This is a genomic window from Echinimonas agarilytica (assembly GCF_023703465.1).
GTDB classification, from domain to species: Bacteria; Pseudomonadota; Gammaproteobacteria; order Enterobacterales; family Neiellaceae; genus Echinimonas; species Echinimonas agarilytica.
Genome location: NZ_JAMQGP010000001.1, coordinates 240,575 through 265,001 on the forward strand (window position 1 = coordinate 240,575; position 24,427 = coordinate 265,001).

Here is a 24,427-nt window from a genome sequence, read left to right on the forward strand (position 1 = left end):
GCCGTTATGATGAGTCGTATTGCTTTTTTATTGTTCACCATGTTTGGCATCCTAGGGGTAGCTTTTGCGGCCCAAGCCAACGATGGTGCTTTGCCAGCAATGCAAATCAATGAAGTTATAAACGGGCGCTTCGAGCATCATGCAAAAGTGATCATGAGTAGCGGCATTTTTGTCGGCATTCTATTTGTGATGGCCATGTACAATCTGTTTATCTTTTGGCACAGCCGCACTATCAGCTTTCTTTACTATGGCCTCTATGCTTTGTGCGTGGTGTTTATGACCGCCTCAGCAATTGGTTTGTTGTCGTTATTGTGGCAGCCACTTATCTGGTATCAGCAGCAAATAGCGTTAGGCTTTGGCGCTGTGGCGGCGGTGTGTATTGGGCTTTTTGCAGATGAACTTTTAGGCAAGCTCCATACGGCTCAATGGCTTCGCGTTTGTTTGCGTATTACAGGTTTGGCGGTATTGCTGACGGGGATTGTGATGGTGTTTAGCTGGAATGAGCTGAGCATTAAACTGGTCATGTTCTTTGCCTTTATCATGGTGCTATTTCTAGTAGTGGTTGGCTCGATTTTGACTCAAGCCAAACATAACTATGGTATGTCGTACGCATTTGCTTGGACCAGCGTGGCGGTTGGTTTTGCATTGACGTTATTGATTGGAGCAGATGTTTTAAGCTGGCCATTTTCACACCGGATTCCACTCATGGCTGGCATATGCATTGAAGTCGTGGTGGTTTCATTTGTGTTGGCAGGCAGTTTTTCTGATGCTCAAACCGATATGATTGTTGCGCATAAGGAGTCTCTTGAAAGTTACGAGCGCGCGCAACGTTTGCAACAACAAGCATTACAAGCCCAAGCTGTTGCAACTGATGAATTAGAACGCAAGGTGCAAGAACGAACGTTCGAGCTTGAAGTTACATTACGAGAGCTTGAGGAAACCAACCGTCGATTAGAAGAGCAGAGCACGGTTGATGCCTTGACGGGCGTTAAAAATAGAAAGCACTTTGACCGCCGGTTTGTTGCTGAATTTCGGCGAAGCAGGCGTGAGCAAACACCATTATCTGTGATGATGCTGGATATTGACCGATTTAAGAACGTCAACGATACCTACGGCCACCTCGTCGGAGATGAGTGTATTCGTCAAGTGGCCCAACGCATCCAGTCGGTAATTAAGCGTCCGACGGATGTTGTGACACGTTATGGCGGTGAAGAATTTGCGGTGATTTTACCCGCCACTCACATCGATGGTGCCAAACAAGTCGCGCAAGATATCATTACAGCTGTTCGCCAAACGCCTTTAATCACCAGTGACGGGCCGTTAACGGTGACCATTAGCGCCGGAATATCAGACGCTGTTGCGAACAATGATCTGCGTCCTGAAGATCTTTTAACCGCTGCGGATCAGGCTTTGTACAAAGCTAAATCTGCTGGTCGTGACCAATACCAAGTTCAGGCCGTGGGTGATTCAAATGGATCACCTCATGCGAGCTTGCCATTCGATTTGGAGTAAAATATGACAGCTCAGTTTCCTATGATTCGTCCACGACGGATGCGAAAAGATGCATTTTCACGTCGATTAATGGCTGAAAATCAGTTAACCGCAGCAGATTTGATTTACCCCGTTTTCGTACTCGAAGGCGAAAAGCAGCGTGAGAGCATTGCTTCTATGCCGGGTGTTGAGCGTGTCTCTATCGATCTTCTGACGGATGTTGCTGATGAATTAGTGGAGCTGGGTATTCCCTTAATCGCAATTTTTCCGGTGACGCCTGCTGACGTGAAAACTGAGTTAGCAGAACAAGCGTACGATCCAAATGGACTTGCGCAGAGAGCGATTCGAGCGCTAAAACAGCGTCAGCCTGAGCTGGGCGTGATGACTGATGTCGCGCTCGACCCGTTTACCATTCATGGACAAGACGGTCTGTTGGATGAAACTGGCTATGTCATGAATGACGAAACCGTTGAGGTGTTGATTAAGCAAGCCGTGTCTCATGCTGATGCCGGCGCTGATATCGTTGCCCCTTCAGATATGATGGATGGCCGAGTGGGCGCTATTCGAGCCGCTCTTGAGTCCGACGGTCATATTCATACGCGCATTATGGCTTACTCTGCAAAGTATGCCTCAAGCTTCTATGGTCCGTTTCGTGATGCAGTCGGCTCATCGGGTAATCTAAAAGGTGGCAATAAATACAGCTATCAAATGGACCCAGCAAACGGCGACGAGGCGCTCAGAGAAGTTGCACTCGACTTAGCCGAAGGGGCCGACATGGTGATGGTGAAGCCAGGAATGCCCTACTTGGACATCGTACATCGTGTGAAAACGGAATTTAAAGTGCCCACTATGGTTTATCAAGTCAGTGGTGAATACGCCATGCTGAAGGCTGCAAGCCAAAATGGTTGGCTTGATGAAAAAGCGGTAGTGATGGAGTCTTTATTAGCATTTAAACGTGCAGGCGCAGACGCTATTTTGACCTACTTTGCAGTTGATGTGGCACGCTGGCTTAAACAGGGCTAGAGCGTTAGTGGCTTGGTGTTTTAAGGCTGCTGACGTTAAATTTCCAGCCAACTTTGGCTTGAATGGCTTGCTCTTCAAGTAAGTCAGCAGCGGTTAGCGGATGGCTACTCCGCCAACCCGCAGGCATGTTCCAATGAGTGTCAACGCCATCGGTTAGGATTTCTGATGGTAGTATCAAGCTCGATGAGCGATGACTTGTGAGTAGAATAGACCAACGTAATATCCGCAACAGCCCAAATGCTTGTTCTGCTTTATAACCTCTTAAACTCTCAATGCTTTGACTGTCTATTTCGCCTTTACTATTGCCAAGTAAGGTGGCCAACAGCGCTTGCTGAATTTTACTGAATCCCGGTTGTTGGGTCACATTTAAAATATATTCAGCATGCTTGTGGGAATCGGCAAAGCCCACGGTTAAGCCCAGTTCATGGAGCAGTGCGACACACCCCAAGAGTTCTTCGCCCTCATGGCATTCAATGGGCCATTGATTTTTGTAGTGTGCAAACAGAGCCAATGCGGTCGCACGGCATTGTTCTGCGTGGCGTGGCTCTATGTGATATTTGTGGATGAGTGCAGACAGGGTCGATTGTCGTACGCCCGGCTCGATGGGCTGATTAATCATGCCGTAAATTAAGCCCTCGCGCAGTGCTCCCCCCGAAATTGACATACCTGTGATGCCAAATGTTTCAAATAGTCCAATCAAAATAGCCAAACCACCGGCAAACACAGGTTTGCGATCTTCAGCTAAGCCTTTGATATTTAGTTGCTCAAGCCGCTCGCAAGAGATGATTTGGTCACGAAGGTGATGCATGCGAGACAAGGTGATTTGGTCGTCTAGCTCTTGTGATAGCAGAACTTCTTGAATGGCCTGTACCGTGCCTGATGAACCTAGGCATTGCTGCCAACCGAATTGTTGATAACTGGTGACGAGTGCTTGAGCTTCATGCTTGGCCGCTTCAGTTGCTAACTCAAAGGCTGTGGCCGAAAACCGACCCGCGTTAAAGAATTGAGTGGTGAACCGGACACACCCCATATTTAAGCTCACGGCCTGGTGAATGTCGAAGTCATGGCCGATGATCATCTCGGTACTTGCTCCACCAATATCGATAATCAAGCGGTGAGGTTGTCCGGCAGAGGTGTACGCGGCGCCTTGATAAATTAAGGCTGCTTCTTGCTCACCAGAAATGATATTGATGCGGCGCCCTAAAATCTGTTCAGCTTGGGTGACAAATTGATCAACATTATTGGCTAAACGAAGCGTTGCCGTTGCAACGATTTTGACATTCTCAGGAGGTAAATATTGAAGACGTTGGGCAAACAAGCGCAAGCATTGCCAGCCGCGTTCCATTGCTTCTTTGGAAAGGTTAAGTGAGTCATCAAGCCCGGCGGCAAGCCGGACTTTACGTTTGACTTTGGCCATGGTTTGCACCGAATGGCCAATTTGTCGAACCACCAACATATGGAAACTATTCGAGCCTAAATCGATGGCTGCAAACAGGTCGTTATTGCGGGTGGCCATTGCGAACTATTTACTTCGCTTATAATTCGAACGTTGGTTGCCGCCACTGCGTTTTCGCCCGCTTTGATTCACTTGGCGTGAACGAGGCATGCGTTTCGCAGGTTTAATATCATCCAACAAGCATGAAGAATCATATTGAGTGACTGGTACTTCGTGTCCGAGATACGATTCAATGGCGGGTAAATTAATCGCGTATTGCTCACAGGCAAAGCTAATGGCATGACCGCTCTGCCCCGCACGACCGGTACGGCCAATACGATGAACGTAATCTTCAGCATCGTCAGGTAAGTCGTAGTTAAATACGTGCGTTACCAACGGAATGTGTAAACCACGGGCAGCAACGTCGGTTGCGACTAAAATATCAAGCTCACCATTGGTAAATTGCTCAAGTATTTTGATGCGCTTGCGTTGCGGTACATCACCGGTGAGCAATCCAACACGATGCTCTTCACCCGCCAATGCGCCCCAGATTTTTTCACAGCCGTGTTTGGTATTGCCAAACACAATCGCTTTATCTGGCCATTCTTCTTCAAACAAGGTTAATAGCAGTGGCATCTTGTCTGGATTGGATGGATAAAACAGCTCTTCTTTAATCTGCTCTGCGGTTTTTCGCTCAGGTTCAATATGAACATGAGTCGGTTCATTCATGTGCTCGTATGCAAGTTCGCGTACCTTGTACGACAAAGTCGCTGAATACAGGAGATTCAAGCGCTTATCTGCTTCGGGCAACCGACGCATTAAGAATCGAATGTCCTTGATAAAGCCAAGATCGAACATGCGGTCGGCTTCATCAAGCACCATGACCTGCACGTCATCAAGGTTGATCACACCTTGCTTGAGGTAGTCAATTAAGCGTCCGGTTGTGCCAACCAAAATGTCCACGCCTTGCTGTAAGCGCTGGCGTTGGATATCGTAGCCTTCGCCACCATAAACAACTTGCAGCTTCACATCGGTGTGCTCTGCCATAAGCTGGGCGTCGTTGTGAATTTGAATCACAAGCTCGCGGGTAGGCGCCACGATCACTGCACGTGGGTTGTTAATGGGACGTTCTTCGCGAGCGGGTGTTGTCATCAGGTGATGATAAGTCGCCGCGAGGAATGCGATTGTTTTGCCAGTGCCGGTCTGAGCCTGGCCTGCTACGTCTTTGCCAGTCAATGCCAAAGGCAAAGTCTGAGCTTGAATAGGCGTGCAGTATTCGAACCCTTTATCAACGAGAGCAGACAACACTTTAGGGTGTAGCTCAAAATCGTTGAAGCGAGTCTCGGAGAGATGTGTTTTGCTCATTAGTGAAGCATATCAGTTAATACTTGAATAAATAAACAGGATGACTTGAAATAGATCCATCCCATCGCCATATACTTTAGAAATATATGACGACTAACCGATGTTTTGGAGCGATTGATGAGCGACAAGATTGTTTACGTAACAGATAGCAGTTTTGAAAGTGATGTATTGAAGGCCTCTGGCCCCGTACTTGTAGATTTTTGGGCGGAGTGGTGTGGCCCTTGTAAAATGATTGCGCCGATCTTAGATGAGATTGCGGAAGAGTTTGCAGGAAAACTCACCATTGCCAAATTAAATATTGATGAAAACGCTGAAACTGCGCCTAAGTTTGGTATTCGTGGTATTCCAACATTGCTGCTGTTTAAAGACGGCAATGTAGCTGCTACAAAAGTAGGCGCCTTGTCGAAAGGTCAATTGGCTGATTTCATTAACGAAAATATTTAAGCCTCAAGCATGCTTTGAAATGGCAGTAATGATTTTTGATTTACTGCCATTTTTATGACTAATTTCTGGACGAATGCAAAACTAGGTGTTAGTTTAGGTACTAAGTGAGTTCCCTTCTTGCGGCTAAATTAGCCCGGAAATTCCAAATTAATCATATCCCCTGCGGCGATTGTCGCTGCATATAAACAACAAAAGTGAACGTTACACGTTTAGCAGAACCCCACTATGCACTTAACAGAGCTAAAAAATACCCCAGTTTCCGAGCTAGTTGCTTTAGGCGAAAGCATGAAACTCGAGAATCTTGCCCGCCTTCGTAAACAAGACATTATTTTCACCATTTTAAAAACACACGCAAAGGGTGGCGAAGACATCTTCGGCAGCGGCGTGTTAGAAATTCTACAAGATGGATTTGGTTTTTTACGTAGTGCTGACAGTTCGTTCTTGGCAGGCCCAGACGATATCTATGTTTCTCCAAGTCAAATTCGTCGTTTTAATTTGCGTACCGGTGACACCATTGCCGGTAAAATTCGTCCGCCAAAAGAAGGCGAGCGTTACTTTGCGTTATTGAAAGTCAACGAAGTTAACTTCGACAGACCTGAAAGTTCACGCAATAAAATTTTGTTTGAAAACCTCACACCTCTGCATGCCAATGAGCGTATGTTGATGGAGCGTGGCAATGGTTCAACAGAAGACATTACAGCGCGAGTTTTAGACTTAGCATCACCGATTGGCTGTGGTCAGCGTGGTTTGATTGTTGCACCGCCAAAAGCGGGTAAAACGATTCTTCTCCAAAACATTGCTCAATCCATTGCCGCCAATCACCCTGAATGTGAATTGATGGTGTTGTTGATTGATGAGCGTCCGGAAGAAGTAACCGAGATGAAGCGCTTGGTGAAAGGAGAAGTGGTTGCTTCTACCTTTGATGAGCCTGCAAGTCGCCATGTTCAAGTGGCTGAAATGGTCATTGAGAAAGCGAAGCGTTTAGTTGAACACAAAAAAGACGTGGTGATTTTACTCGACTCAATCACTCGTTTGGCGCGCGCTTACAACACTGTTATCCCATCATCAGGCAAGGTGTTGACCGGTGGTGTGGATGCCAATGCGTTGCACAAGCCTAAACGTTTCTTTGGTGCTGCACGTAATGTAGAAGAAGGCGGTAGCTTAACGATTTTGGCCACTGCGTTGATCGATACCGGCTCTAAAATGGATGAAGTCATCTATGAGGAGTTTAAAGGTACCGGCAACATGGAAGTGCATTTGGATCGTAAAATTGCTGAAAAACGTGTTTTTCCTGCGATCAATATTAATCGTTCAGGTACACGTCGTGAAGAGTTACTGACTACGCCAGATGAGCTTCAACGGATGTGGATTTTACGCAAAATTTTGCACCCTATGGACGAAATTAGCGGCATTGAATTCTTAATCGATAAACTAGCAATGACGAAGACGAACGAAGAGTTCTTCTTGGCCATGAAGAAAAAATAAGCGTATCGCCTTTCTCTGAAAGGAGCCAAGATCGCTAATTGATTTACGGGAGCTAATTTTTAGTTCCCGTATTTATATTTAACGCAGAACCCAACGTTATATGACTATGAAACGGTTAGGTCGCAAATTATTGCGGATCGTTACATTGTTGAGTCTATTCATACCCCTGTGGGTAGGCGCTGCTGTGTCTGATAACTTGTATCATTCCTCAGAATTCCAACAGCAAGTATTGGTTGTGAGTCAGAGTCCTACGGATTTCAGCCCGGAACAATTGTCGCAATACAGTGCTAATCAAGTCGTTGCCATAGAGCTTGGTGTTTATCAGGCATTACAAAAACTGCGACGCAAAGCGAATGAGTTAACGTTATTAGAGCAGGCATGGGCTACAAGTTGGTCTTCGTATCCGATCAGTTCTGATGCGCTTGATATTGCCTCTGCAGCGGCACGCTTGTTGAGTGATTATGAAGATAATATTCCTCAATATACCCTCGCGCAGTGGTTAAGCTCGGCTGAGAACAGAGCACATTTAATGTTTGTGCTTCAGCGCATCGATCGTCAAGCGCAATGTGATTGGGCCAGAGAGTTTCACCTGCGCCCCGATTTAAAAGCTAAAGCACCTGCCGAATTACTGGTTGATGTTGCGCTTAATTGTCGAGATTCGAAGCTCATGATGGCTGCCATTGACCGTGGTGAATATGATGTGGTGGCGGATGCTTTTGGTCGCGTCATTGTTGAGTTCGATTCGCAGGATAGTTTGACCTTACTCAGCCATGCGGCTCAAACTCCTGTGCTTACGGTGATTGTGATGCCCATTTTGGGGCAAACTTATGGCTTTATGCCAGAAGTGCAGCAGCTGATGATGGATAGTTTACACAATGACCGTTTAGCGCCATCGGGGGCATCGGCATTGGCTCGGTTTGGTACACAACAAACGCTGGCTCGCGTGCTACAAAAAGTAGACCGTGGTGAACTAAACGAAAATGCGGCTCAGTTTGCTCGACTCGCTGTACAGCGGAGCCCTTATACGCCCGAACAATTATTAGCATTGAACCGCGCCGAACCATAATGCGTTAGAATACGCTTTCACCCATGGCTATTTTATAATGCCAGCAACGCTCAGATACCCACTTCATTATGAAATACAAAGATCTGCGAGACTTTATTGATCAGTTAGAAGCACTTGGCGAGCTCAAGCGCATTACTTTTCCTGTCGACCCGAACTTGGAAATGACTGAAATTGCTGACCGAACCCTTCGTGCGGGCGGTCCAGCATTACTCTTTGAAAACCCCAAAGGACACAGCATTCCTGTGCTCGCAAACTTGTTCGGTACGCCGAAGCGAGTGGCATTGGGCATGGGGCAGTCAGAGGTGAGTGCGCTGAAAGATGTGGGTAAATTACTCGCATCGCTAAAAGAACCAGAGCCGCCCAAAGGTTTTAAAGACGCATTGCAAAAATTGCCCATGTACAAGCAAGTGTTGAATATGCCGACCAAAGTGTTGGGTAAAGCGCCTTGTCAGCATGTGGTGATTGAAGGGGATGATGTCGATTTGACCCAGTTACCCATTCAAACTTGTTGGCCCGGAGACGTCGCCCCTCTAGTGACGTGGGGGCTGACGATTACCCGTGGCCCCAATGCTAAGCGCCAGAACTTGGGTATTTATCGTCAACAGTTGCTGGGTAAAAATAAGCTCATCATGCGCTGGTTATCGCATCGAGGCGGCGCATTGGATTTTCGCGATTGGCAGCAATCCAATCCGGGCGAACCTTTCCCCGTGTCGGTGGCACTGGGCGCTGATCCTGCTACTATTTTGGGTGCAGTGACGCCGGTTCCCGATACGATGTCTGAATATGCTTTTGCTGGCTTGTTGCGGGGCAATAAGACCGAAACAGTGCGTTGTATAGGCAATGATTTAGAAGTGCCGGCAAGCGCAGAAATTGTGCTTGAGGGGGTACTCGAACCCGGAGAAATGGCTCCCGAAGGGCCTTATGGTGATCATACCGGTTACTATAACGAGGTTGAAAGCTTTCCTGTGTTTACCGTGCAACGTATTACGCACCGCAAAGACCCTATCTATCACAGCACCTACACCGGTCGTCCGCCGGATGAGCCTGCCGTATTAGGGGTCGCTTTGAATGAAGTTTTCGTGCCTATTTTGCAAAAACAATATCCAGAAATTGTCGACTTTTACTTGCCGCCAGAAGGCTGTTCATATCGGCTCGCAATTGTAACGATACGGAAGCAGTATCCGGGGCATGCGAAGCGTGTCATGATGGGAGTGTGGTCGTTCTTACGTCAGTTTATGTACACGAAATTTGTTATCGTATGTGATGAAGATATTGATGCACGCAATTGGCAAGATGTTATTTGGGCAATGACCACCCGAATGGATCCTATGAGAGATACTACTTTCGTTGATAATACGCCCATTGATTACTTAGATTTTGCATCGCCCGTTGCGGGGCTTGGCTCCAAAATGGGAATGGATGCGACGAATAAGTGGCAAGGCGAAACAGACCGAGAATGGGGCGTTCCGATTGAAATGACGCAAGATGTAAAAACGCGTGTTGACGACATTTGGGATGAGCTCGGTATCGACCTTGAGCCACCACAATAATAAGAGTTGGAGTAGTTATGAATAAGGTGCAATGCACCGTGCGCCGGATTGAGGCGCTCACACCTTTTGTCCATCGGGTGATTTTAGCGCCTGTGCAACAGATTGATTATCTGCCGGGCCAGTATTTAATGTTGCATCTGAGCGATGATGATCAGCGTCCGTTCTCAATTGCCAGCCCGCAAGGTGCAAAGGAAATTGAATTGCACATCGGTGTTGGTCGTGAAGATAGCTACGCTGGGCAGGCCATGGCGCACTTGAAAGCTACACAAGAGGTGACTATTTCATTGCCCGGTGGCGATGCCTATTGGCACCCTGAACGTCATGAGTCGACCATCTTGATGGCCGGTGGCACTGGCTTTTCGTATGTACATTCAATCTTGCTCAGCATGATAAATGTGCCACGAAAGTTACCTATTCATGTGTACTGGGGCGTTCGCAAAGAAGCTGATTTGTATGATTTTCCGCGTTTAAAGCATCTCGCTGATACTCACGATTGGTTAAATGTTCATGCCGTAGTTGAAGAACCAAGCGCAGGCTGGACGGGCATGAAGGGCAAAGTGCATGAAGCGGTGCTGACCGACTTTGAAGATATGTCGGGCCACGACTTGTACATGGCCGGGCGCTTTGAAATGGTTGGGATTGCGCGAGATGCATTCTTAACGCGCGGGATGCCGAGAGAGCGCATGTTCTCTGATGCATTTGCGTTTATTGATTAGCCTCAGATACTAAAGCGCCGGTTTAAGCCGGCGTAGTTACGGCCTTTTTATACACTTCTAACGCACTACTGTAATTTCCACTTTGTTCCAAAGCATGTGCCAGCGCCAAATGATCGCGTTGATGTGATTCCAAGCGAATGGCTTGCTTAAGGTAGTCTGCGGCTTCTGCAAAATGTTTGGCGTGCAGTGCCGTCATACCAATAAATGCCGCTCGTTCCGAGCTTTCTTTTAATCGCAGCTTTTTCACCGCCAATAACTTTTCTTCTTGCTCAACAACCGGTAGCTGATACCACTCATCAAGCAACGCCTGATGTGGTGTTTTACATAGTAATGCGTAGACCAACTCTGACGCCTGCGGGCTTGCACCGTGGTGACGCAAGGTGAGACTAAACTGGCTTAATATCTCAGGGTTTTGCTGCACTTCTTTTGGCAATGAATGCCAATAATTCAGCGTGCTTTCAACTCCTTTATGATGGGCCATGTGGTCGAGATATTGACTCTGTGCTTGCGTGGCTTGCTGGTCTAGTGTTTCATGGGGTGTCGCAGAGTATTTTCGAAGAGCCGGCAGTATATCAAGCCATTCAGCCCACATCTCGAGTTGTAGGTATAAACGCGAAACTTGGTTGAGCAGAGCCACATTTTTAGGGTGGCGCTTGCGCCACTGCTCCAATACCGTCAGGGCTGATTGGCGGCTGTCAGCATCGTGAGCTAATCGAGCTTTTGTCATAGCCACGGCTAACGACGTTTGCGCCGCATCTCCTACGTGTTCAAAGTATTGCTCACTCCGTTTACTGTGACCCAATTGCTTTGCCGCTTCAGCTGCAACTAGATAGTTTAAAGCAGGAGTGTGGCTGTATGGAGCACTGCGGGATAATAGCTTTTCGGCGTTGCGCCAATCTTGAGCCGCAACGGCTAACAAACCATCCGATGTTTGTTGTAAGGCTTTTGTTTTCTTGCGGTGGCTTAACCACAAAAATGACTGATTGGTGATGCGAAGAACTTTCTTGATAGTCCACTCAACCAGTAAAAAGCCAATAAATAAGATGATCATTGAAATGACAAAGCTCACGACCGTCATTTCTATGGTCAAATCGCCCATGGCGATCAGCACATAACCTTTATTGCCACTTGCTATCGGGCCGAAAATAACCGCCAGCGCAGCAATCACCAAGATAATGATGATCCGAATCATACGCTTGGCTCCTCTGTCGATAAGGGCTCTTCAGCATCGGTATCATGACTCGCGTCTTGCTCCAATTCTACTTGCGGTTGCGGCGCATCAGATTGGGGGGCATTGGCAGGTGCAGGGGCCGTGATTTCAGGTTCTGGCTCCGCAGACTCACTCCCAGGTGCTGTGCTTTCGGTTGGAGTCGATGCTTTGACGTTGCGTTCATTCAGTACACCACTAATTTGTCGGCGGCTGCTGAGATCTTGTGGCAACTCGATTTGAACCGGCGCAATGGCAAGTTCAGCCAGAGCTTCTCGGACATAAGAAACGGTGCTGCTACTGTTATCGAAATATTGACTAATCCACTGATCAGCTTGAGTGAGAGAGCTGCGATAAATCATGGGCTGTGAGCGCATCGCAGCGAGCTGGGCCTGCTGTAACGACAAGCGGATATTCGCCGCTAAGTACCAGCGTTGGTCGGGGGCAAGTAAAGGCTTGGCGTCGTCTGAGCGACGACTCACGGAAATAAAACCATCGATAAACGAATGCCATGTGTGCATTAAGTTGCTGCGCCAATCCGAGGGATCATCGGTTATCACCTCTTTTTTCTCGGTCACAATAGACTCAGGAATGACGCGCGTATTAATTGGCAAACTGTCGATTTGGCTAATCAGGCCATCAATCATTAATGCGATGCCATTAATATCAACCAGAGGTAGCGCGCGAAGCATGGCAATATCTTCGTTTAAACTGCGCCGCAGTGGGGTGAGGCTAGCATCGTGTAATTCGGACACGCGTAAATCGGCACTTTTAAGCAGTGCGATTGCGCTATTCACATCGCGCTCAATCCATAATTTACGGGTTGACAGTCGAATTAAGTAATCAACTTCCGCCAATACCCACTCGCTGGAATTGCGGCCATCAAACTGCTGAAGGCGCTGTTGAATCCGTTGCTGAGTGAATAATGCATCAGTGACTTGACCTTGTAGAACTTGGTACGTTTTTTCTTGCGAAGCACTTGACTGCTGAATGGCATTAAAGGCTTGCAACGTTTCTTGTTGGCGCGCTTTCATGTCAGTTTGGAAGTCGGACGCGGCTTTAAGTTGTTTTTCCCATTCGGGCCAAATAATAGTGATGGCAGATAGCGACAAAATCAGTAACGCAATGGTAATAATACTCAACACTAACGCGGTATTCGCTTTGCCATTGGACGGTTTAATAGCCTTAGGTGATGAGCCATCTGAGGCTTCGGCTGAATCTTTGGTTTGCGCCGTTTTTGCCTGGGTTCGCTTGGATTTTGTTTTGGGCGGCTCTGACGGTGTAGCATCCGTTTCGATGACAACCGGCGAAGTGGTGTCAGCTGGGTCCTGTGAGGCCTGAGATGCTGTGTCCTTGGTGTCGCTCATCGTGGTGTTAACCTTTCTCTAATTGTACTGTAACGGCTTCAAACAATGCTGCGTTGCTGGCACCTGAACTTAATTGCGTGATCTTAAAACCAAGTCGTTGAGCATGCACGATAATTCGTTCACTGACCGTGATCAATTGCCTTGAGTATAGCCAAACTAACTGATCTTTCGGACACAATTCGTGAAGCCGTACCAATTGTTCGGCACTTGTGATCACGACTTGCTCAACATTGGCTTGTTGCCAAGCGTTGAATTGCGATTGTGCGTCAAAAGGCACCGCCTGCCGTTGATAACACTCACAATAATGCACGTTGGCTTGGCGCTCAATCAAGTGCTCGTATAGCAATTCTCGTCCCGATTGACCTCTTAAAATCACTATGTTTGAGTGCTTTACCGATTGCAGTTGAGGTAATTCTAATAAGCCTTCAGAGCGGTTGTCGGTGGGAGTATGCACGTGTTGAACGCCTTGTTTCTGCCACGCTTTTTGGGTGGCATACCCAACGGCGAAGTACTGTTTGTTCGGCGGCCAGAAGGAAATGCTTTGAGCGGCGAATGCAATGGCATGTTTGCTAACGGCAATGACGATGTCAGCGCTGGCAAGGTGCGTCGACAATTGTTGAAGTTGGCGCCCGGCCTGCATGTAAAAAAGAGGCTGCACGAAGCTTTTCAGGCCTTTTGCTGCGAGTTGTTGTTGCAGCGCTAGGCCATCGGGGTTTGGGCGTGTGATAAGCACACTCCCCATATTTATCGCTCGCCGAGTGCTTGAAGCAAGGGAACAGCTCCCAGCTTAATGAGCGATTCTGCGACTTTGACTCCCAACGCTTCTGGGGCATCGTTTGGGCCTGAATGCACAGCGCGCAAGATTGTTGCACCATCGGTACTGCCCACTAATCCAGTCAGAGTAATTCCTCTGTTTGTGAGTGCCGCTTGGCCTGCAATCGGCACTTGGCAGCCGCCTTCTAAGTGGCGGTTCATGGCGCGCTCGGCACGAACACACACAGCAGTTTCTTCGCAATGCAACGGCGCTAATAAGGCTTTTGTGGCTTGGTCGTCTTCGCGTGTTTCAATGCCCACAGCACCTTGCCCTGCGGCAGGCAATGACAAACTATGGGGCAAACGTTGCGCGATGCGCTCAGCCAGCTCTAAACGAATCAAGCCGGCACTGGCAAGAATAATGGCATCGTATTCACCAGCATCGAGTTTGCCGAGACGTGTTCCTACATTGCCGCGTAAATCTTTAATCACTAAATCGGGACGAACGGCGCGCAGTTGGCACTGGCGGCGTAAGCTGGAAGTACCGACCACACTGCCGAGTGGCAATTCGCTCAGGCTTTGAAAGGTATTGCTGACAAATGCATCAGAGCTATCTTCGCGCGGACAAATAATGGGTAACGCGAAACCCTCCGGCAACTCCATCGGAACGTCCTTCATGGAATGCACTGCAATATCGGCTTCGCCGTTGAGCATGGCGACTTCAAGCTCTTTGATAAACAGCCCTTTACCCCCAATCTTAGCCAGCGGAGTGTCTAATATTTTATCGCCCTGAGTTTCGATTTTAACGAGCTCAACGTGAAGGTTGGGGTGAAAGCGTAACAACTGAGCTGTCACGTATTCGGCTTGCCAGAGCGCAAGGGGACTTTTACGTGTCGCAATACGGATTGTGGACATGGTGACTTCCAATTTCTAAATTATCGTCATGCTAACACTAGGATTGATCTAGCCCAAGTCCCTAGCTTCAGTGTTGGTTTACGTGACGCGACAAAACCGTTACCATGATCACGTTTTATCTTGAACAATTATTGAACGCTTTTATGTTGTTATCGTGTCGACAGAATTCTATCACCCAACAAACGCTACTTTGCATTCCTATGCTGGCGGCAATGGACTGATATGGACACGAACGGCATTCACATCGACTCCCTGCTCGATAAGCTAAAAAAGCTGAATGATCTTCGTTTGTTGCGCTCTCGCGGTGCGTTAACTGCTGATGGGTTACGCATTTTTGATCTCATTCCAGGGCTTCTTCATTTCAATCATTCCGCCTTGCCCGGTTATGTGGGCGACAACTGCCCTGCTGGTATCAATAATTACGCGCCTGACGAACGTGCCAGTCACTTGCTTCAAGAATGGGAACAGTTCAATCAGACCGCAGTCACTGAACAAAAAATATTGGGCGTGTATTGCATGGGCAGTACAGCGTCATTAGGTCAGTGTTGTGATTCAGATTTAGATATTTGGATCATTTACGATTCAACATTGAATGCGCCAGAGCGCATGCAATTAGAGCAAAAGTGCCAACGCATTACCGACTGGGCGAGCCGACTCAAAGTTGAAGCTAACTTTTTCTTGGTTGACCCCGAGCAATTTGTTCGTAGCCGTCAGCAAACCATTAGCAAAGAGAACTGTGGTTCAAGCCAAAACTGGTTGTTACTCGATGAGTTTTATCGAACTTGCACTCGTCTTGCGGGTTGTAACTTGGTGTGGTTCTTAGTGCCAGTAGCCTGTGAAGATCAATATTCTGAGTACGTGGCTTCGCTATTTGAACAGCACCTTGTGAATCACGAGGAGTGGGTTGACTTAGGCGGCATCGCTCGAGTTCCAGCTGAAGAATACTTTGGCGCAGCGCTGTGGCAGTTGTACAAAGGTATTGATTCACCATTCAAGGCGGTTTTAAAAACATTGCTGCTGGAGTCTTACTCGCAGGAATATCCGAATACACGCTTGTTGTGTCACGATTTTAAAGATCGTTGGATGACAGGTAGCCAAGACCCATTGGCGCTAGATAGCTATTGTCTTGTGCTCGACCGCGTGACTCACTATTTGCGTCAGAGCAGTGACTGGGCTCGCTTAGACTTAGCGCGCCGCTGCTTTTACCTCAAAACATGTATTGCATTGAGCGCACCATCGGATCATTCCAACTGGCAACTTGTGTGCTTGCAGCGGCTGGTGAGCCGCTGGGATTGGCAACCCGAGCAGTTGGTAGAGCTGGATCGCCGCGAGCACTGGAAAGTAGAACAAGTTAAAACATCTTATCGTGAAGTGCTTGAAGCGCTTATGGTGGGATTCAGAAAACTGATTGAATTTGCTCGACGCAATCAAATCAGTGAAGCGATTAACCCAGAAGATATTGGGGTATTGTCGCGTAAGTTGTATGCATCATTTGAAATGACGCCGAGCAAAATCGAATTAATTAATCCAAATATTGCGCCGAGTTTGTATGAGCCGGTAGTGACATTTGTGGAAGTGCCAGAAGGCCGAAAAATTGCCGCAGGCTGGTACCTATATAAGCATCCCCTGCGGGCAAGCAGCATGATAGGTGCCAAAGCACAAAAGCATTGTGATCACCTGTCAAAATTAATTGCTTGGGCGTACTTCAATGGCATTGTAAATCCAGGCACAGAAATCCATGTACACAGTCCAAGTTCGAAAGTGTCAGTGGACACTGTGCGTCGGATTGTGCGTGACTTAGCTGCCACTATGCCGGTCACATCGCCAGCCACGCGCCAAGAAGAGTTGATTAAACCTTCTGAAATTCGTCAGTTGTTGTTGTTTGTGAATATGTCATCAGGACATGACGACGTGCAGCCTGTGGTGAACATCGACGCATCTCAAGACGTATTCAGTATTGGTGAACCGCAAGTGAACTTGGTTCGCAGTATCGATTTACTGTACATCAGTAGTTGGAATGAGATTCACTCATTTCATTTTGAAGGCAATGAAGCCATTCTCGACTGCATGGTGATGCTCACTTCTAAGATGCACAAGCAAGCAACGATTCCCATCCGGAGTGATGTGTTTTGCTACAGCAATTTGTTGGATCATGTGGTGGGGCAACAAGTGCGCCGAGTGTTACTTGACTGCATGACTATGCGCCTCGATCGCTCGGGAGTGGGCGCCTCGTATCGCCTGTTAACGTTGGCGGGAGAGCGCTATGGTTTGTTCTTTGAGCGACGCACGGTTTATAAACACAAACTTGAAAACCCTGTCGATTTCTATCGCCACATCTCCAACAATAAAGTAGGTGGTCGAGATATTTTTGATCGCCCTGCGGGACATGTTGATACGCCAGCGATTGTTGAAAACCACGCCAGTGAAGGTCTTGTGCAGTTCTTTTTTGAACGTTGCAGCGAAGGCTTTAATATTTACGTGGTTGACGAAGAGAACCAAGTGGAATTGTATGAGCATTTCAAAGGGGCAAAAGATGAGTTGGTGCAAAGCGTCAATCGCTTTTACTCGTCATCGCGCCAAAAAGAAACCGCTGAAGCGCAAGGTCAAATGGTGAATTTCAACCTGCCACAATTCTACGAAATTATTGAACGCAATGGCATGAAGCAAATTCTGCCGTATAGTTCAGGTGCGCAACAAAACGTGAGTCAGTCGGTTAATTTATAACCGACTTTCAGTTGCTCAGTCTTTAATCCCGAAACGAAATTGCTTCTTGTGCTTGCTCTGAGCAGGCTTTCTCTAGCACGTCTAAAAATAGTTGGCCGCTGCGATCGTCCACCCAATCGCCATCTTTATAATTAAAATGATAGCCACCAGAGCGCGTGGCTAACCAAAGCTGATGCAAAGGTTCTTGGCGGTTGATAATCACCTTAGAGTCATTTGCAAACTCAATGCTGAGAATGCCTCCGGTGGTCTCGTAATCAATATCGGCATCGGATTCGTCCAGCTGCTCTTCAAGCCATTCCAATTGCGTATCGACCAAAGTGTGAAATTCAGTATCGTTCATAGCGTATTACAGGGTTGCATTTGTGGTGTTGAGTGCGATTATAGAGACCAAATTGACAATATCCATCATTGCACGGTAATCAGATCATGAAAAATATCAGGCAACTGGCTTTAACGCTTCCACTTTCGGTGCTTTTAATGGCACTTTTTGGGTGCGGTCAGAAAGGCCCATTGTATCTGCCACCAGAACCCAAAGAAGATCCTGTGGAAAACACTCAACCTGATCCTGCCCCGAGCGAATCAGAATTGCGTAATACCGTGCAAGACGATTAGGAGAGAAGTAGTTGGACCATTTTAATTACCAGCCTGACGGCAGGCTTTTTGCCGAAAACGTACCTGTAGAAGATATTGCAAATAACTTTGGTACACCTTGCTATGTATACAGCCGTGCGACGTTAGAGCGTCATTGGAAAGCATTTGATGAAGCTGCCGGCGACCACCCTCACTTGGTGTGTTATGCAGTAAAAGCCAACTCGAATCTGGCGATTCTTAGCGTACTTGCCAAATTGGGGTCTGGTTTTGATATCGTCTCCGGCGGAGAATTAGCGCGAGTGATTGAAGCGGGTGGGGATACTTCTAAAGTGGTGTTTTCTGGCGTGGGTAAAACATCCGAAGAAATTGAGTTTGCGTTGGACGCTGGAGTTGGATGCTTTAACGTTGAATCCGAACCCGAATTGCACCGCATTGCCAATGTGGCAGGACGTTTAGGGAAAGTGGCCAATATTTCAATTCGAGTCAACCCAGATGTTGATGCGGGCACGCATCCTTACATCTCAACTGGGCTAAAAGAAAACAAATTTGGTATTGCCATTGAACATGCTCCCGCGGTGTATCAGCAGGCAATGGCCTATGACCAATTGAAAATTGTGGGTGTGGATTGTCATATTGGCTCGCAGTTGACTGAGCTAGATCCGTTTTTAGACGCGCTTGAGCGCGTGTTAGCGCTTATCGATCAGCTGGCAGAGTTGGGCATTGAGATTGAACATCTGGATGTTGGAGGTGGATTAGGTGTGCCATATAAGGACGAAACGCCGCCACATCCTTCAGAATATGCACATGCATTGCGTCAGCGTTTGATCGATCGCCCGAATTTGAAATTAATTTTTGAGCCCGGTAGAGCCATTGCGGCAAATGCAGGAATTCTCTTAACTAAGGTTGAATTTTTAAAGCCGACCGAAGAAAAGCACTTCGCAATTGTGGATGCCGCGATGAACGATTTAATTCGTCCATCGCTCTACAGTGCCTATCAATCGATTCAGCCTGCAAATACATCTTTGGACAGAAAATCAGACATTTACGATGTGGTTGGACCGGTTTGTGAGACGGGTGATTTCTTAGGTAAAGATCGTGAATTAGCGATTGCTGAAGGCGATTTATTGGTGGTTCGTTCGGCAGGTGCTTATGGTTTCTGCATGGCTTCAAACTACAATTCTCGTCCGCGTCCGCCCGAGGTATTGGTGGATTCTGACAACGCCATAGAGGTTCGTCGGCGCGAAACCTTCGCAGACCTCTGGAAAGGAGAGGTAGTGCTGCCGTAAACTATCAACAATTCCTGTTTTTAGTTTCGGTGTTACATGCCGCTCGATTTTTCAAAAATGCACGGTTTGGGGAATGACTTTATGGTCATTGACAATGTCACCCAAAACCATTTTTTCTCGCCCGAACAGATCCGTCGTTTGGCGGATCGTAATTTCGGCATCGGTTTCGACCAGTTGTTAGTGGTCGAGCCGCCTTATGATCCAGACATGGACTTTCACTATCGCATTTTTAATGCCGATGGTTCGGAGGTTGAGCAATGCGGTAATGGTGCGCGTTGTTTTGCCCGTTTTGTTCGTATCAAAGGTCTTACCAACAAGCACCGTATTGGTGTCTCAACGGCGAAAGGCAACTTGTTGTTGCAAGTTGAGCGCGATGGCAATGTCTCGGTGAATATGGGGCAAGCCAAGTGGACTCCTTCTGAAGTCCCCTTTGACGCGTCCGCACGCGCCGACAAATACACGCTAGACGTTCATGGCAAATCATATGATGTGGGCGTCGTCTCAATGGGAAATCCACATTGTGTGACTGTGGTGGATGACGTTGATAACTTTGATGTTGAAGGGGTTGGTCCTGCCATTGAGAAGCATGCTCGCTTTCCGCAAGGCGTGAACGCCGGATTCATGCAGGTTGTTAGCCGTGGCCACATTCGACTTAGAGTGTTTGAGCGAGGCGTGGGCGAAACTCTAGCATGCGGCACTGGCGCATGCGCTGCTGTGGTGATTGGGCAAAAATTAGGGTTGCTTGATAACCGCGTGAAAGTTGATTTGCCCGGTGGCCAACTGCGGATCCGTTGCGATAGCGATGAGCACCCCGTCCGTATGACCGGACCTGCAAAACATGTTTACGATGGAACGATAAACTTATGAGTAATGAAGACGTACCCGTTGCAGAGCAAGTTGCATTGGATGAAGTGCAGGTTCGCGCTTATTTAGAAGCCCACCCCCAGTTTTTTGAAAACCAAGCCGATTTTTTGGCCGGCGTACAATTGAATCACTCACAGCGAGGCAGTATCTCGCTGGTGGATCGACAACTTGAAAAACTGCGTGAACAAAATATGCAGCTCCGTGAAGAAATTACAGAGCTGATGGGCATTGCTAAACACAATGAAACGATATATCGCAATTTCTGCACACTATATCTGGCCTTGCTGCCGTGTACTTCCATTAACGAAGTGCAGCAAAAAATTCAGCACACTCTAACCGAGTTGTTGGATTTAAACGCCATTACCATGTGGCCTTTATCTGGCCAGCAAGACTGGGTGCCGCGTCGTAAGCCGGTTGATCATAAAGCCTTATCTGAGCTTGTTCGTCATCGTTTAGGTGACGAACCATTTTATTTTGGGCGGTTGTCAGAGCAAGACCGCGCATTGGTCTTTGATGAAGAAAATGTGCAATCAGCAGCGCTGATGACGTTGGAAGATGAGTCTATTTTGCTGGCCTTTGGTAGCCAAGATTCGACGCATTTTAATCCAAACTTAGATGTGTTGTTGTTGAATCAATTGCGAACGTTAGTGTCGTCAGTCTTGCGTCAAATTCGTGAACGTCGCCACGCATAACCATCGGTAGATGAATAATGAATAAAGTGGGGTAATATGAAATTTTACCGAGACTGGGTTCGCCCCACCGCAATCAGCTTTGATCTAGACGATACCCTGTACGACAATGTGCCCATCATGATTGCGGCAGAAACTGCGCTCATTGATTGGTTGGCACTTAAATGTGAAGCCTTTCAAGGTATGACGATGCACCAATGGATGAAGCAGCGCCAAGGCTATGCGGCGCTTCACCCTGAGGTTGCACACGACGTTACTGCGCTTCGTTTGAGCAGCCTACAACATGCGTTTGAGCAACAAGGATATAGCGCTCAAGATGCAGCGTCTCTGGCTGTACAAGGTTTGAATGTATTTCTACAAACACGCAATGATTTTCAGGTGCCGCCAGACAATGTAGCCTTACTTCAGCGTCTCGCCCAACACTACCCGATTATTGCCATTACCAACGGCAATGCGCGCCCAGATAACATTGGTTTAGCTGGAATCTTCGACCATGTGTTATCGCCGAAGGCGGGTGAATTTCGGATGAAACCGTACTGCGATTTATTTCGTCATGCTGAGCAGCAAACAGGACATTATGGGAGCGCATGGCTACATGTTGGCGATCATATTGTGAGTGATGTGGTGGGCGCGATTAACGCAGGTTGGCAGGCTGCCTGGTTTAATGAATCGCAGCTTAATATTCCATTTAATAAGTATTCTGAGCATAGTGTGCGCTTACCTCATCTTGAATATACACACTTTTCTGACTTGGTTGACAGCCTGACATAGTATCGAACGATGATTAAATGCGTTATTAACACTGTATATCCATACACTTAAATGGTGATATACTCACATCTTTGTTTGTTTTGATGAAGGTTGCCACTCATGGATGTCAGTGAATTACTCGACGGCCTTAACGATGCCCAGCGAGAAGCGGTGGGTTCTCCGCCGTGCAGTCAGTTAATTTTGGCGGGCGCAGGCAGTGGTAAAACTCGTGTGTTGGTGCATCGCATTGCATGGTTGCTGCGCGTTGAACAAGTTTCCCCTTTTTCTGTGTTGGCGGTAACCTTCACCAACAAAGCGGCAGCTGAAATGCGTGGCCGAACTGAACAGCTATTACGCGGCCAATCGAACGGAATGTGGATTGGTACCTTCCACTCATTGGCTCATCGTTTGCTCCGCGCACATCATCAAGAAGCCGGTTTGCCGCAAGCATTTCAAATTCTCGATAGCGATGACCAAATTCGCCTCATTCGGCGCTTAATCAAAGCCATGGGGTTGGATGAAAAAAAGTGGCCTGCCAAACAGGGCGCTTGGTTTATCAATGGCAATAAAGATGAAGGCTTGCGGCCTCAAAATATCGATCACTATGACGACCCCACGACCAAAACGTGGCTACAAATCTACGAGGCTTATCAGCAGGCGTGCGATCGCGCAGGCTTGGTGGATTTTGCTGAATTGTTGTTGCGTGCTCATGAGCTATGGTTAAAAAATGCCACCCTCTTGCGTCACTATCGAGATCGTTTTCGTCATATATTGGTGGACGAATTTCAAGACACCAATAGCATTCAATATGCTTGGATCCGCATTCTTGCAGGCGATACCAGCCATGTCACGATTGTGGGTGATGATGACCAGTCCATTTATGGTTGGCGTGGTGCAAAAGTAGAAAACATTCAAAAATTCTTAGATGAGTTTCCCGGCGCAAAGATGATTCGGTTGGAACAAAACTATCGCTCGACGGCCACCATTTTGAAAGCTGCCAATGCGGTCATCGAAAATAACACGGGCCGATTGGGCAAAGAGTTATGGACTGACGGTAGTGATGGCGAGCCCATCTCTGTGTATGAAGCTTATAACGAGCTAGATGAAGCCAATTACATTGTGAATCAGCTGCAACAATGGCAGCAGCAAGGCAATGCATTGGTTGATGCTGCCATTTTGTATCGAAGTAATGCCCAGTCGCGAGTATTGGAAGGGGCATTCATTAATTCGGGCATGAAGTATCGAATTTATGGCGGGGTACGCTTCTTCGAGCGCCAAGAAATTAAAGACGCCATGTCGTACTTACGGTTAATTAGCAATCGCCGTGACGATGCTGCTTTTGAGCGCATTGTAAACACCCCAACGCGAGGCATTGGCGAAACTAGCCTTGAAAAAGTTCGACTCAATGCGCGGGAGCAAGGATGTTCAATGTGGCAATCCGCAGTGATGATGGTGGAACAAAAACTTCTCACAGGACGAGCCTCTTCCTCGGTGGCAAAATTTGTCGACTTAATCGACTTCTTAAGTGACGAGTTAGCTGAAAAAGCGCTGTATGAAAAAGTAGATGTGTCTATGCGCCATTCAGGTCTGTTGGCAATGTATCAAGCTGAGAAAGGCGAGAAAGGTCAAACACGAGTGGAGAACTTGGAGGAGCTTGTGAGCGCCGCCAAAGACTTCGTGCTCGATGAAGATGAGCAAGACATGTCAGAGCTCGACTCTTTTCTAAGCCATGCTGCACTTGAAGCGGGTGAAAGTCAGGCTGATGAGTTTGATGATGCCGTGCAGCTCATGACCATGCATGCAGCGAAAGGGTTGGAGTTTCCGCTTGTATTTGTGCCAGGGGTGGAAGAGGGTATGTTCCCAAGTATGCAGTCGGGCGAAGATCCTGAGCGCTTAGAGGAAGAGCGGCGCTTGTGTTATGTTGCGATGACGCGTGCGATGAAGAAGCTGGTGATTTGCCATGCTGAAACGCGCCGTCTTTACGGCAAAGAAAGTTACAATCGCCCGTCTCGTTTTATTCGAGAAATTCCAGCCGACCTTATCGAGAACGTTAAACTCAAAACAACAGTGCAAAAGCCCACGATGCAGAATCGCTTCCATCAAGAGTCTGAGCGTTTTGATGCCAGTGGGTTTCATCTAGGGCAGCGCGTCAACCATACAAAATTTGGTGATGGTACCGTGACGAACTATGAAGGAAGCGGTGCCCAAACACGCATTCAAGTTCACTTTGATGATGTGGGTAGCAAGTGGTTGGTGGTTACTTATGCACGTTTAACGGCGTTGGGCTAACGTCGTTAAAAGCCATTCCCATCGGTATCGTTCCCAAAGGCTGAAAGATCCAGTTCAAGGGTGTCCATTGACGCCTTTTTAAAACGCACCGCACTCTGAATCGTGCCGCTTTCGTCCATTCCTCGGCAGCCATTAAACAGCTGCCAATCATATTCAAAGTGTAACTTAAATTGGCTGTATCCGAGTGACTCTACATGCAATAGTCGAATGCCATGTTGGCGAACAGCATCGGCATGAAGATAGCTTAAATCCCCAATAACCTTGGTTTGAAAGTCTGCTTGGCATTGCGTTAAGAAATTGAGTAATTGAGTTTCGATCGGCGCGCGAGCCGACAGTGTAAAACCGTGAAGTATTAAATGCATAGAAGCAGAACGACAGTGTTTATCAGATGAGAGGAGTATAAGGGCGGTGAAGCCC

General features: G+C 47.5%; 22 protein-coding genes. 14 read left to right on the forward strand and 8 right to left on the reverse strand.

The window, feature by feature from the left end:
• The first annotated feature begins 9 nt into the window (after nt 1-9).
• A complete protein-coding gene (locus NAF29_RS00980; protein WP_251259568.1) occupies nt 10-1,512 on the forward strand; it encodes a sensor domain-containing diguanylate cyclase in 1,503 nt (500 codons plus the stop codon).
• A gap of 3 nt (nt 1,513-1,515) precedes the next feature.
• Nucleotides 1,516-2,514 (forward strand): porphobilinogen synthase, encoded by a 999-nt coding sequence (hemB, locus tag NAF29_RS00985; protein ID WP_251259569.1) that lies wholly within the window; start codon nt 1,516-1,518, stop codon nt 2,512-2,514.
• Nucleotides 2,515-2,518: 4 nt separating this feature from the next.
• Here the strand turns inward: hemB and NAF29_RS00990 are convergent, their stop codons facing one another.
• The gene (locus NAF29_RS00990) at nt 2,519-4,030 is read right to left on the reverse strand and encodes a Ppx/GppA phosphatase family protein (protein ID WP_251259570.1); all 1,512 of its coding nucleotides are present in this window, start codon (nt 4,028-4,030) and stop codon (nt 2,519-2,521) included.
• Between the two features lie 6 nt (nt 4,031-4,036).
• Nucleotides 4,037-5,314 carry an ATP-dependent RNA helicase RhlB gene (gene rhlB / locus NAF29_RS00995; RefSeq protein ID WP_251259571.1) on the reverse strand — a complete coding sequence of 426 codons (1,278 nt, stop codon included), beginning with the start codon at nt 5,312-5,314 and terminating at the stop codon, nt 4,037-4,039.
• Between the two features lie 117 nt (nt 5,315-5,431).
• On the opposite strand from rhlB, the gene trxA reads away from it, so the two are divergent.
• From trxA to fre, 5 genes are all read left to right on the forward strand, one after another.
• Nucleotides 5,432-5,758 carry a thioredoxin TrxA gene (trxA, locus tag NAF29_RS01000; RefSeq protein ID WP_251259573.1) on the forward strand — a complete coding sequence of 109 codons (327 nt, stop codon included), beginning with the start codon at nt 5,432-5,434 and terminating at the stop codon, nt 5,756-5,758.
• A gap of 225 nt (nt 5,759-5,983) precedes the next feature.
• On the forward strand, nt 5,984-7,243 hold the full coding sequence (gene rho, locus NAF29_RS01005) for a transcription termination factor Rho (RefSeq protein ID WP_251259574.1): 1,260 nt from the start codon (nt 5,984-5,986) through the stop codon (nt 7,241-7,243).
• A 184-nt stretch (nt 7,244-7,427) separates the two neighbouring features.
• Complete coding sequence (locus tag NAF29_RS01010) at nt 7,428-8,309, forward strand: hypothetical protein (RefSeq protein ID WP_251259575.1); 882 nt, start codon at nt 7,428-7,430, stop codon at nt 8,307-8,309.
• 68 nt (nt 8,310-8,377) lie between these two features.
• Nucleotides 8,378-9,859 carry a 4-hydroxy-3-polyprenylbenzoate decarboxylase gene (gene ubiD / locus NAF29_RS01015; RefSeq protein ID WP_251259577.1) on the forward strand — a complete coding sequence of 494 codons (1,482 nt, stop codon included), beginning with the start codon at nt 8,378-8,380 and terminating at the stop codon, nt 9,857-9,859.
• 17 nt (nt 9,860-9,876) lie between these two features.
• On the forward strand, nt 9,877-10,575 hold the full coding sequence (gene fre, locus NAF29_RS01020; RefSeq protein ID WP_251259578.1) for an NAD(P)H-flavin reductase: 699 nt from the start codon (nt 9,877-9,879) through the stop codon (nt 10,573-10,575).
• A 22-nt stretch (nt 10,576-10,597) separates the two neighbouring features.
• Here fre and NAF29_RS01025 read toward each other — a convergent pair whose 3' ends face one another.
• From NAF29_RS01025 to hemC, 4 genes are read right to left on the reverse strand one after another with little or no spacing between them, the layout of a single operon-like run.
• On the reverse strand, nt 10,598-11,767 hold the full coding sequence (locus NAF29_RS01025) for a heme biosynthesis HemY N-terminal domain-containing protein (protein WP_251259579.1): 1,170 nt from the start codon (nt 11,765-11,767) through the stop codon (nt 10,598-10,600).
• On the reverse strand, nt 11,764-13,149 hold the full coding sequence (locus NAF29_RS01030; protein ID WP_251259580.1) for a uroporphyrinogen-III C-methyltransferase: 1,386 nt from the start codon (nt 13,147-13,149) through the stop codon (nt 11,764-11,766). The genes NAF29_RS01025 and NAF29_RS01030 overlap by 4 nt, the downstream gene beginning before the upstream one ends.
• A gap of 7 nt (nt 13,150-13,156) precedes the next feature.
• Entirely contained in the window at nt 13,157-13,882 is a 726-nt protein-coding gene (locus NAF29_RS01035) for a uroporphyrinogen-III synthase (protein WP_251259582.1), read from the reverse strand.
• A gap of 11 nt (nt 13,883-13,893) precedes the next feature.
• Nucleotides 13,894-14,817 (reverse strand): hydroxymethylbilane synthase, encoded by a 924-nt coding sequence (gene hemC, locus NAF29_RS01040; protein WP_251259583.1) that lies wholly within the window; start codon nt 14,815-14,817, stop codon nt 13,894-13,896.
• A 222-nt stretch (nt 14,818-15,039) separates the two neighbouring features.
• Here hemC and NAF29_RS01045 point away from each other — a divergent pair, with 222 nt between their 5' ends.
• The gene (locus NAF29_RS01045; RefSeq protein WP_251259584.1) at nt 15,040-17,541 is read left to right on the forward strand and encodes a class I adenylate cyclase; all 2,502 of its coding nucleotides are present in this window, start codon (nt 15,040-15,042) and stop codon (nt 17,539-17,541) included.
• Nucleotides 17,542-17,563: 22 nt separating this feature from the next.
• Here NAF29_RS01045 and cyaY read toward each other — a convergent pair whose 3' ends face one another.
• Nucleotides 17,564-17,881: an iron donor protein CyaY gene (cyaY, locus tag NAF29_RS01050; RefSeq protein WP_251259585.1), complete on the reverse strand. Its 318-nt coding sequence runs from the start codon at nt 17,879-17,881 to the stop codon at nt 17,564-17,566.
• 86 nt (nt 17,882-17,967) lie between these two features.
• Here cyaY and lptM point away from each other — a divergent pair, with 86 nt between their 5' ends.
• The 6 genes from lptM to uvrD all read left to right on the forward strand — a co-directional run bounded on the left by lptM (nt 17,968) and on the right by uvrD (nt 24,010).
• The gene (gene lptM / locus NAF29_RS01055) at nt 17,968-18,153 is read left to right on the forward strand and encodes an LPS translocon maturation chaperone LptM (RefSeq protein ID WP_251259586.1); all 186 of its coding nucleotides are present in this window, start codon (nt 17,968-17,970) and stop codon (nt 18,151-18,153) included.
• A gap of 11 nt (nt 18,154-18,164) precedes the next feature.
• Complete coding sequence (gene lysA, locus NAF29_RS01060; RefSeq protein WP_251259587.1) at nt 18,165-19,418, forward strand: diaminopimelate decarboxylase; 1,254 nt, start codon at nt 18,165-18,167, stop codon at nt 19,416-19,418.
• Between the two features lie 36 nt (nt 19,419-19,454).
• A complete protein-coding gene (gene dapF, locus NAF29_RS01065) occupies nt 19,455-20,285 on the forward strand; it encodes a diaminopimelate epimerase (RefSeq protein ID WP_251259588.1) in 831 nt (276 codons plus the stop codon).
• Nucleotides 20,282-20,974 (forward strand): DUF484 family protein, encoded by a 693-nt coding sequence (locus NAF29_RS01070; protein ID WP_251259589.1) that lies wholly within the window; start codon nt 20,282-20,284, stop codon nt 20,972-20,974. Before dapF ends, NAF29_RS01070 begins: the two co-directional genes overlap by 4 nt.
• Nucleotides 20,975-21,010: 36 nt before the next feature.
• Nucleotides 21,011-21,742 (forward strand): HAD-IA family hydrolase, encoded by a 732-nt coding sequence (locus NAF29_RS01075; RefSeq protein WP_251259590.1) that lies wholly within the window; start codon nt 21,011-21,013, stop codon nt 21,740-21,742.
• A 99-nt stretch (nt 21,743-21,841) separates the two neighbouring features.
• Entirely contained in the window at nt 21,842-24,010 is a 2,169-nt protein-coding gene (uvrD, locus tag NAF29_RS01080; RefSeq protein WP_251259591.1) for a DNA helicase II, read from the forward strand.
• Between the two features lie 5 nt (nt 24,011-24,015).
• On the opposite strand, the gene NAF29_RS01085 is transcribed toward uvrD, so the two are convergent.
• Nucleotides 24,016-24,372 (reverse strand): hypothetical protein, encoded by a 357-nt coding sequence (locus tag NAF29_RS01085; protein ID WP_251259593.1) that lies wholly within the window; start codon nt 24,370-24,372, stop codon nt 24,016-24,018.
• Nucleotides 24,373-24,427 lie beyond the last annotated feature (55 nt).

What these genes read in the sequence shown, in the direction of transcription:
- NAF29_RS00980 (WP_251259568.1), top strand. Translation starts at nt 10, where the DNA reads ATGAGTCGTATTGCTTTTTTATTGTTCACCATGTTTGGCATCCTAGGG.
- hemB (WP_251259569.1), top strand. Translation starts at nt 1,516, where the DNA reads ATGACAGCTCAGTTTCCTATGATTCGTCCACGACGGATGCGAAAAGAT.
- NAF29_RS00990 (WP_251259570.1), bottom strand. Translation starts at nt 4,030, where the DNA reads ATGGCCACCCGCAATAACGACCTGTTTGCAGCCATCGATTTAGGCTCG.
- rhlB (WP_251259571.1), bottom strand. Translation starts at nt 5,314, where the DNA reads ATGAGCAAAACACATCTCTCCGAGACTCGCTTCAACGATTTTGAGCTA.
- trxA (WP_251259573.1), top strand. Translation starts at nt 5,432, where the DNA reads ATGAGCGACAAGATTGTTTACGTAACAGATAGCAGTTTTGAAAGTGAT.
- rho (WP_251259574.1), top strand. Translation starts at nt 5,984, where the DNA reads ATGCACTTAACAGAGCTAAAAAATACCCCAGTTTCCGAGCTAGTTGCT.
- ubiD (WP_251259577.1), top strand. Translation starts at nt 8,378, where the DNA reads ATGAAATACAAAGATCTGCGAGACTTTATTGATCAGTTAGAAGCACTT.
- fre (WP_251259578.1), top strand. Translation starts at nt 9,877, where the DNA reads ATGAATAAGGTGCAATGCACCGTGCGCCGGATTGAGGCGCTCACACCT.
- NAF29_RS01025 (WP_251259579.1), bottom strand. Translation starts at nt 11,767, where the DNA reads ATGATTCGGATCATCATTATCTTGGTGATTGCTGCGCTGGCGGTTATT.
- NAF29_RS01030 (WP_251259580.1), bottom strand. Translation starts at nt 13,149, where the DNA reads ATGAGCGACACCAAGGACACAGCATCTCAGGCCTCACAGGACCCAGCT.
- hemC (WP_251259583.1), bottom strand. Translation starts at nt 14,817, where the DNA reads ATGTCCACAATCCGTATTGCGACACGTAAAAGTCCCCTTGCGCTCTGG.
- NAF29_RS01045 (WP_251259584.1), top strand. Translation starts at nt 15,040, where the DNA reads ATGGACACGAACGGCATTCACATCGACTCCCTGCTCGATAAGCTAAAA.
- cyaY (WP_251259585.1), bottom strand. Translation starts at nt 17,881, where the DNA reads ATGAACGATACTGAATTTCACACTTTGGTCGATACGCAATTGGAATGG.
- lptM (WP_251259586.1), top strand. Translation starts at nt 17,968, where the DNA reads ATGAAAAATATCAGGCAACTGGCTTTAACGCTTCCACTTTCGGTGCTT.
- dapF (WP_251259588.1), top strand. Translation starts at nt 19,455, where the DNA reads ATGCCGCTCGATTTTTCAAAAATGCACGGTTTGGGGAATGACTTTATG.
- NAF29_RS01070 (WP_251259589.1), top strand. Translation starts at nt 20,282, where the DNA reads ATGAGTAATGAAGACGTACCCGTTGCAGAGCAAGTTGCATTGGATGAA.
- NAF29_RS01075 (WP_251259590.1), top strand. Translation starts at nt 21,011, where the DNA reads ATGAAATTTTACCGAGACTGGGTTCGCCCCACCGCAATCAGCTTTGAT.
- uvrD (WP_251259591.1), top strand. Translation starts at nt 21,842, where the DNA reads ATGGATGTCAGTGAATTACTCGACGGCCTTAACGATGCCCAGCGAGAA.
- NAF29_RS01085 (WP_251259593.1), bottom strand. Translation starts at nt 24,372, where the DNA reads ATGCATTTAATACTTCACGGTTTTACACTGTCGGCTCGCGCGCCGATC.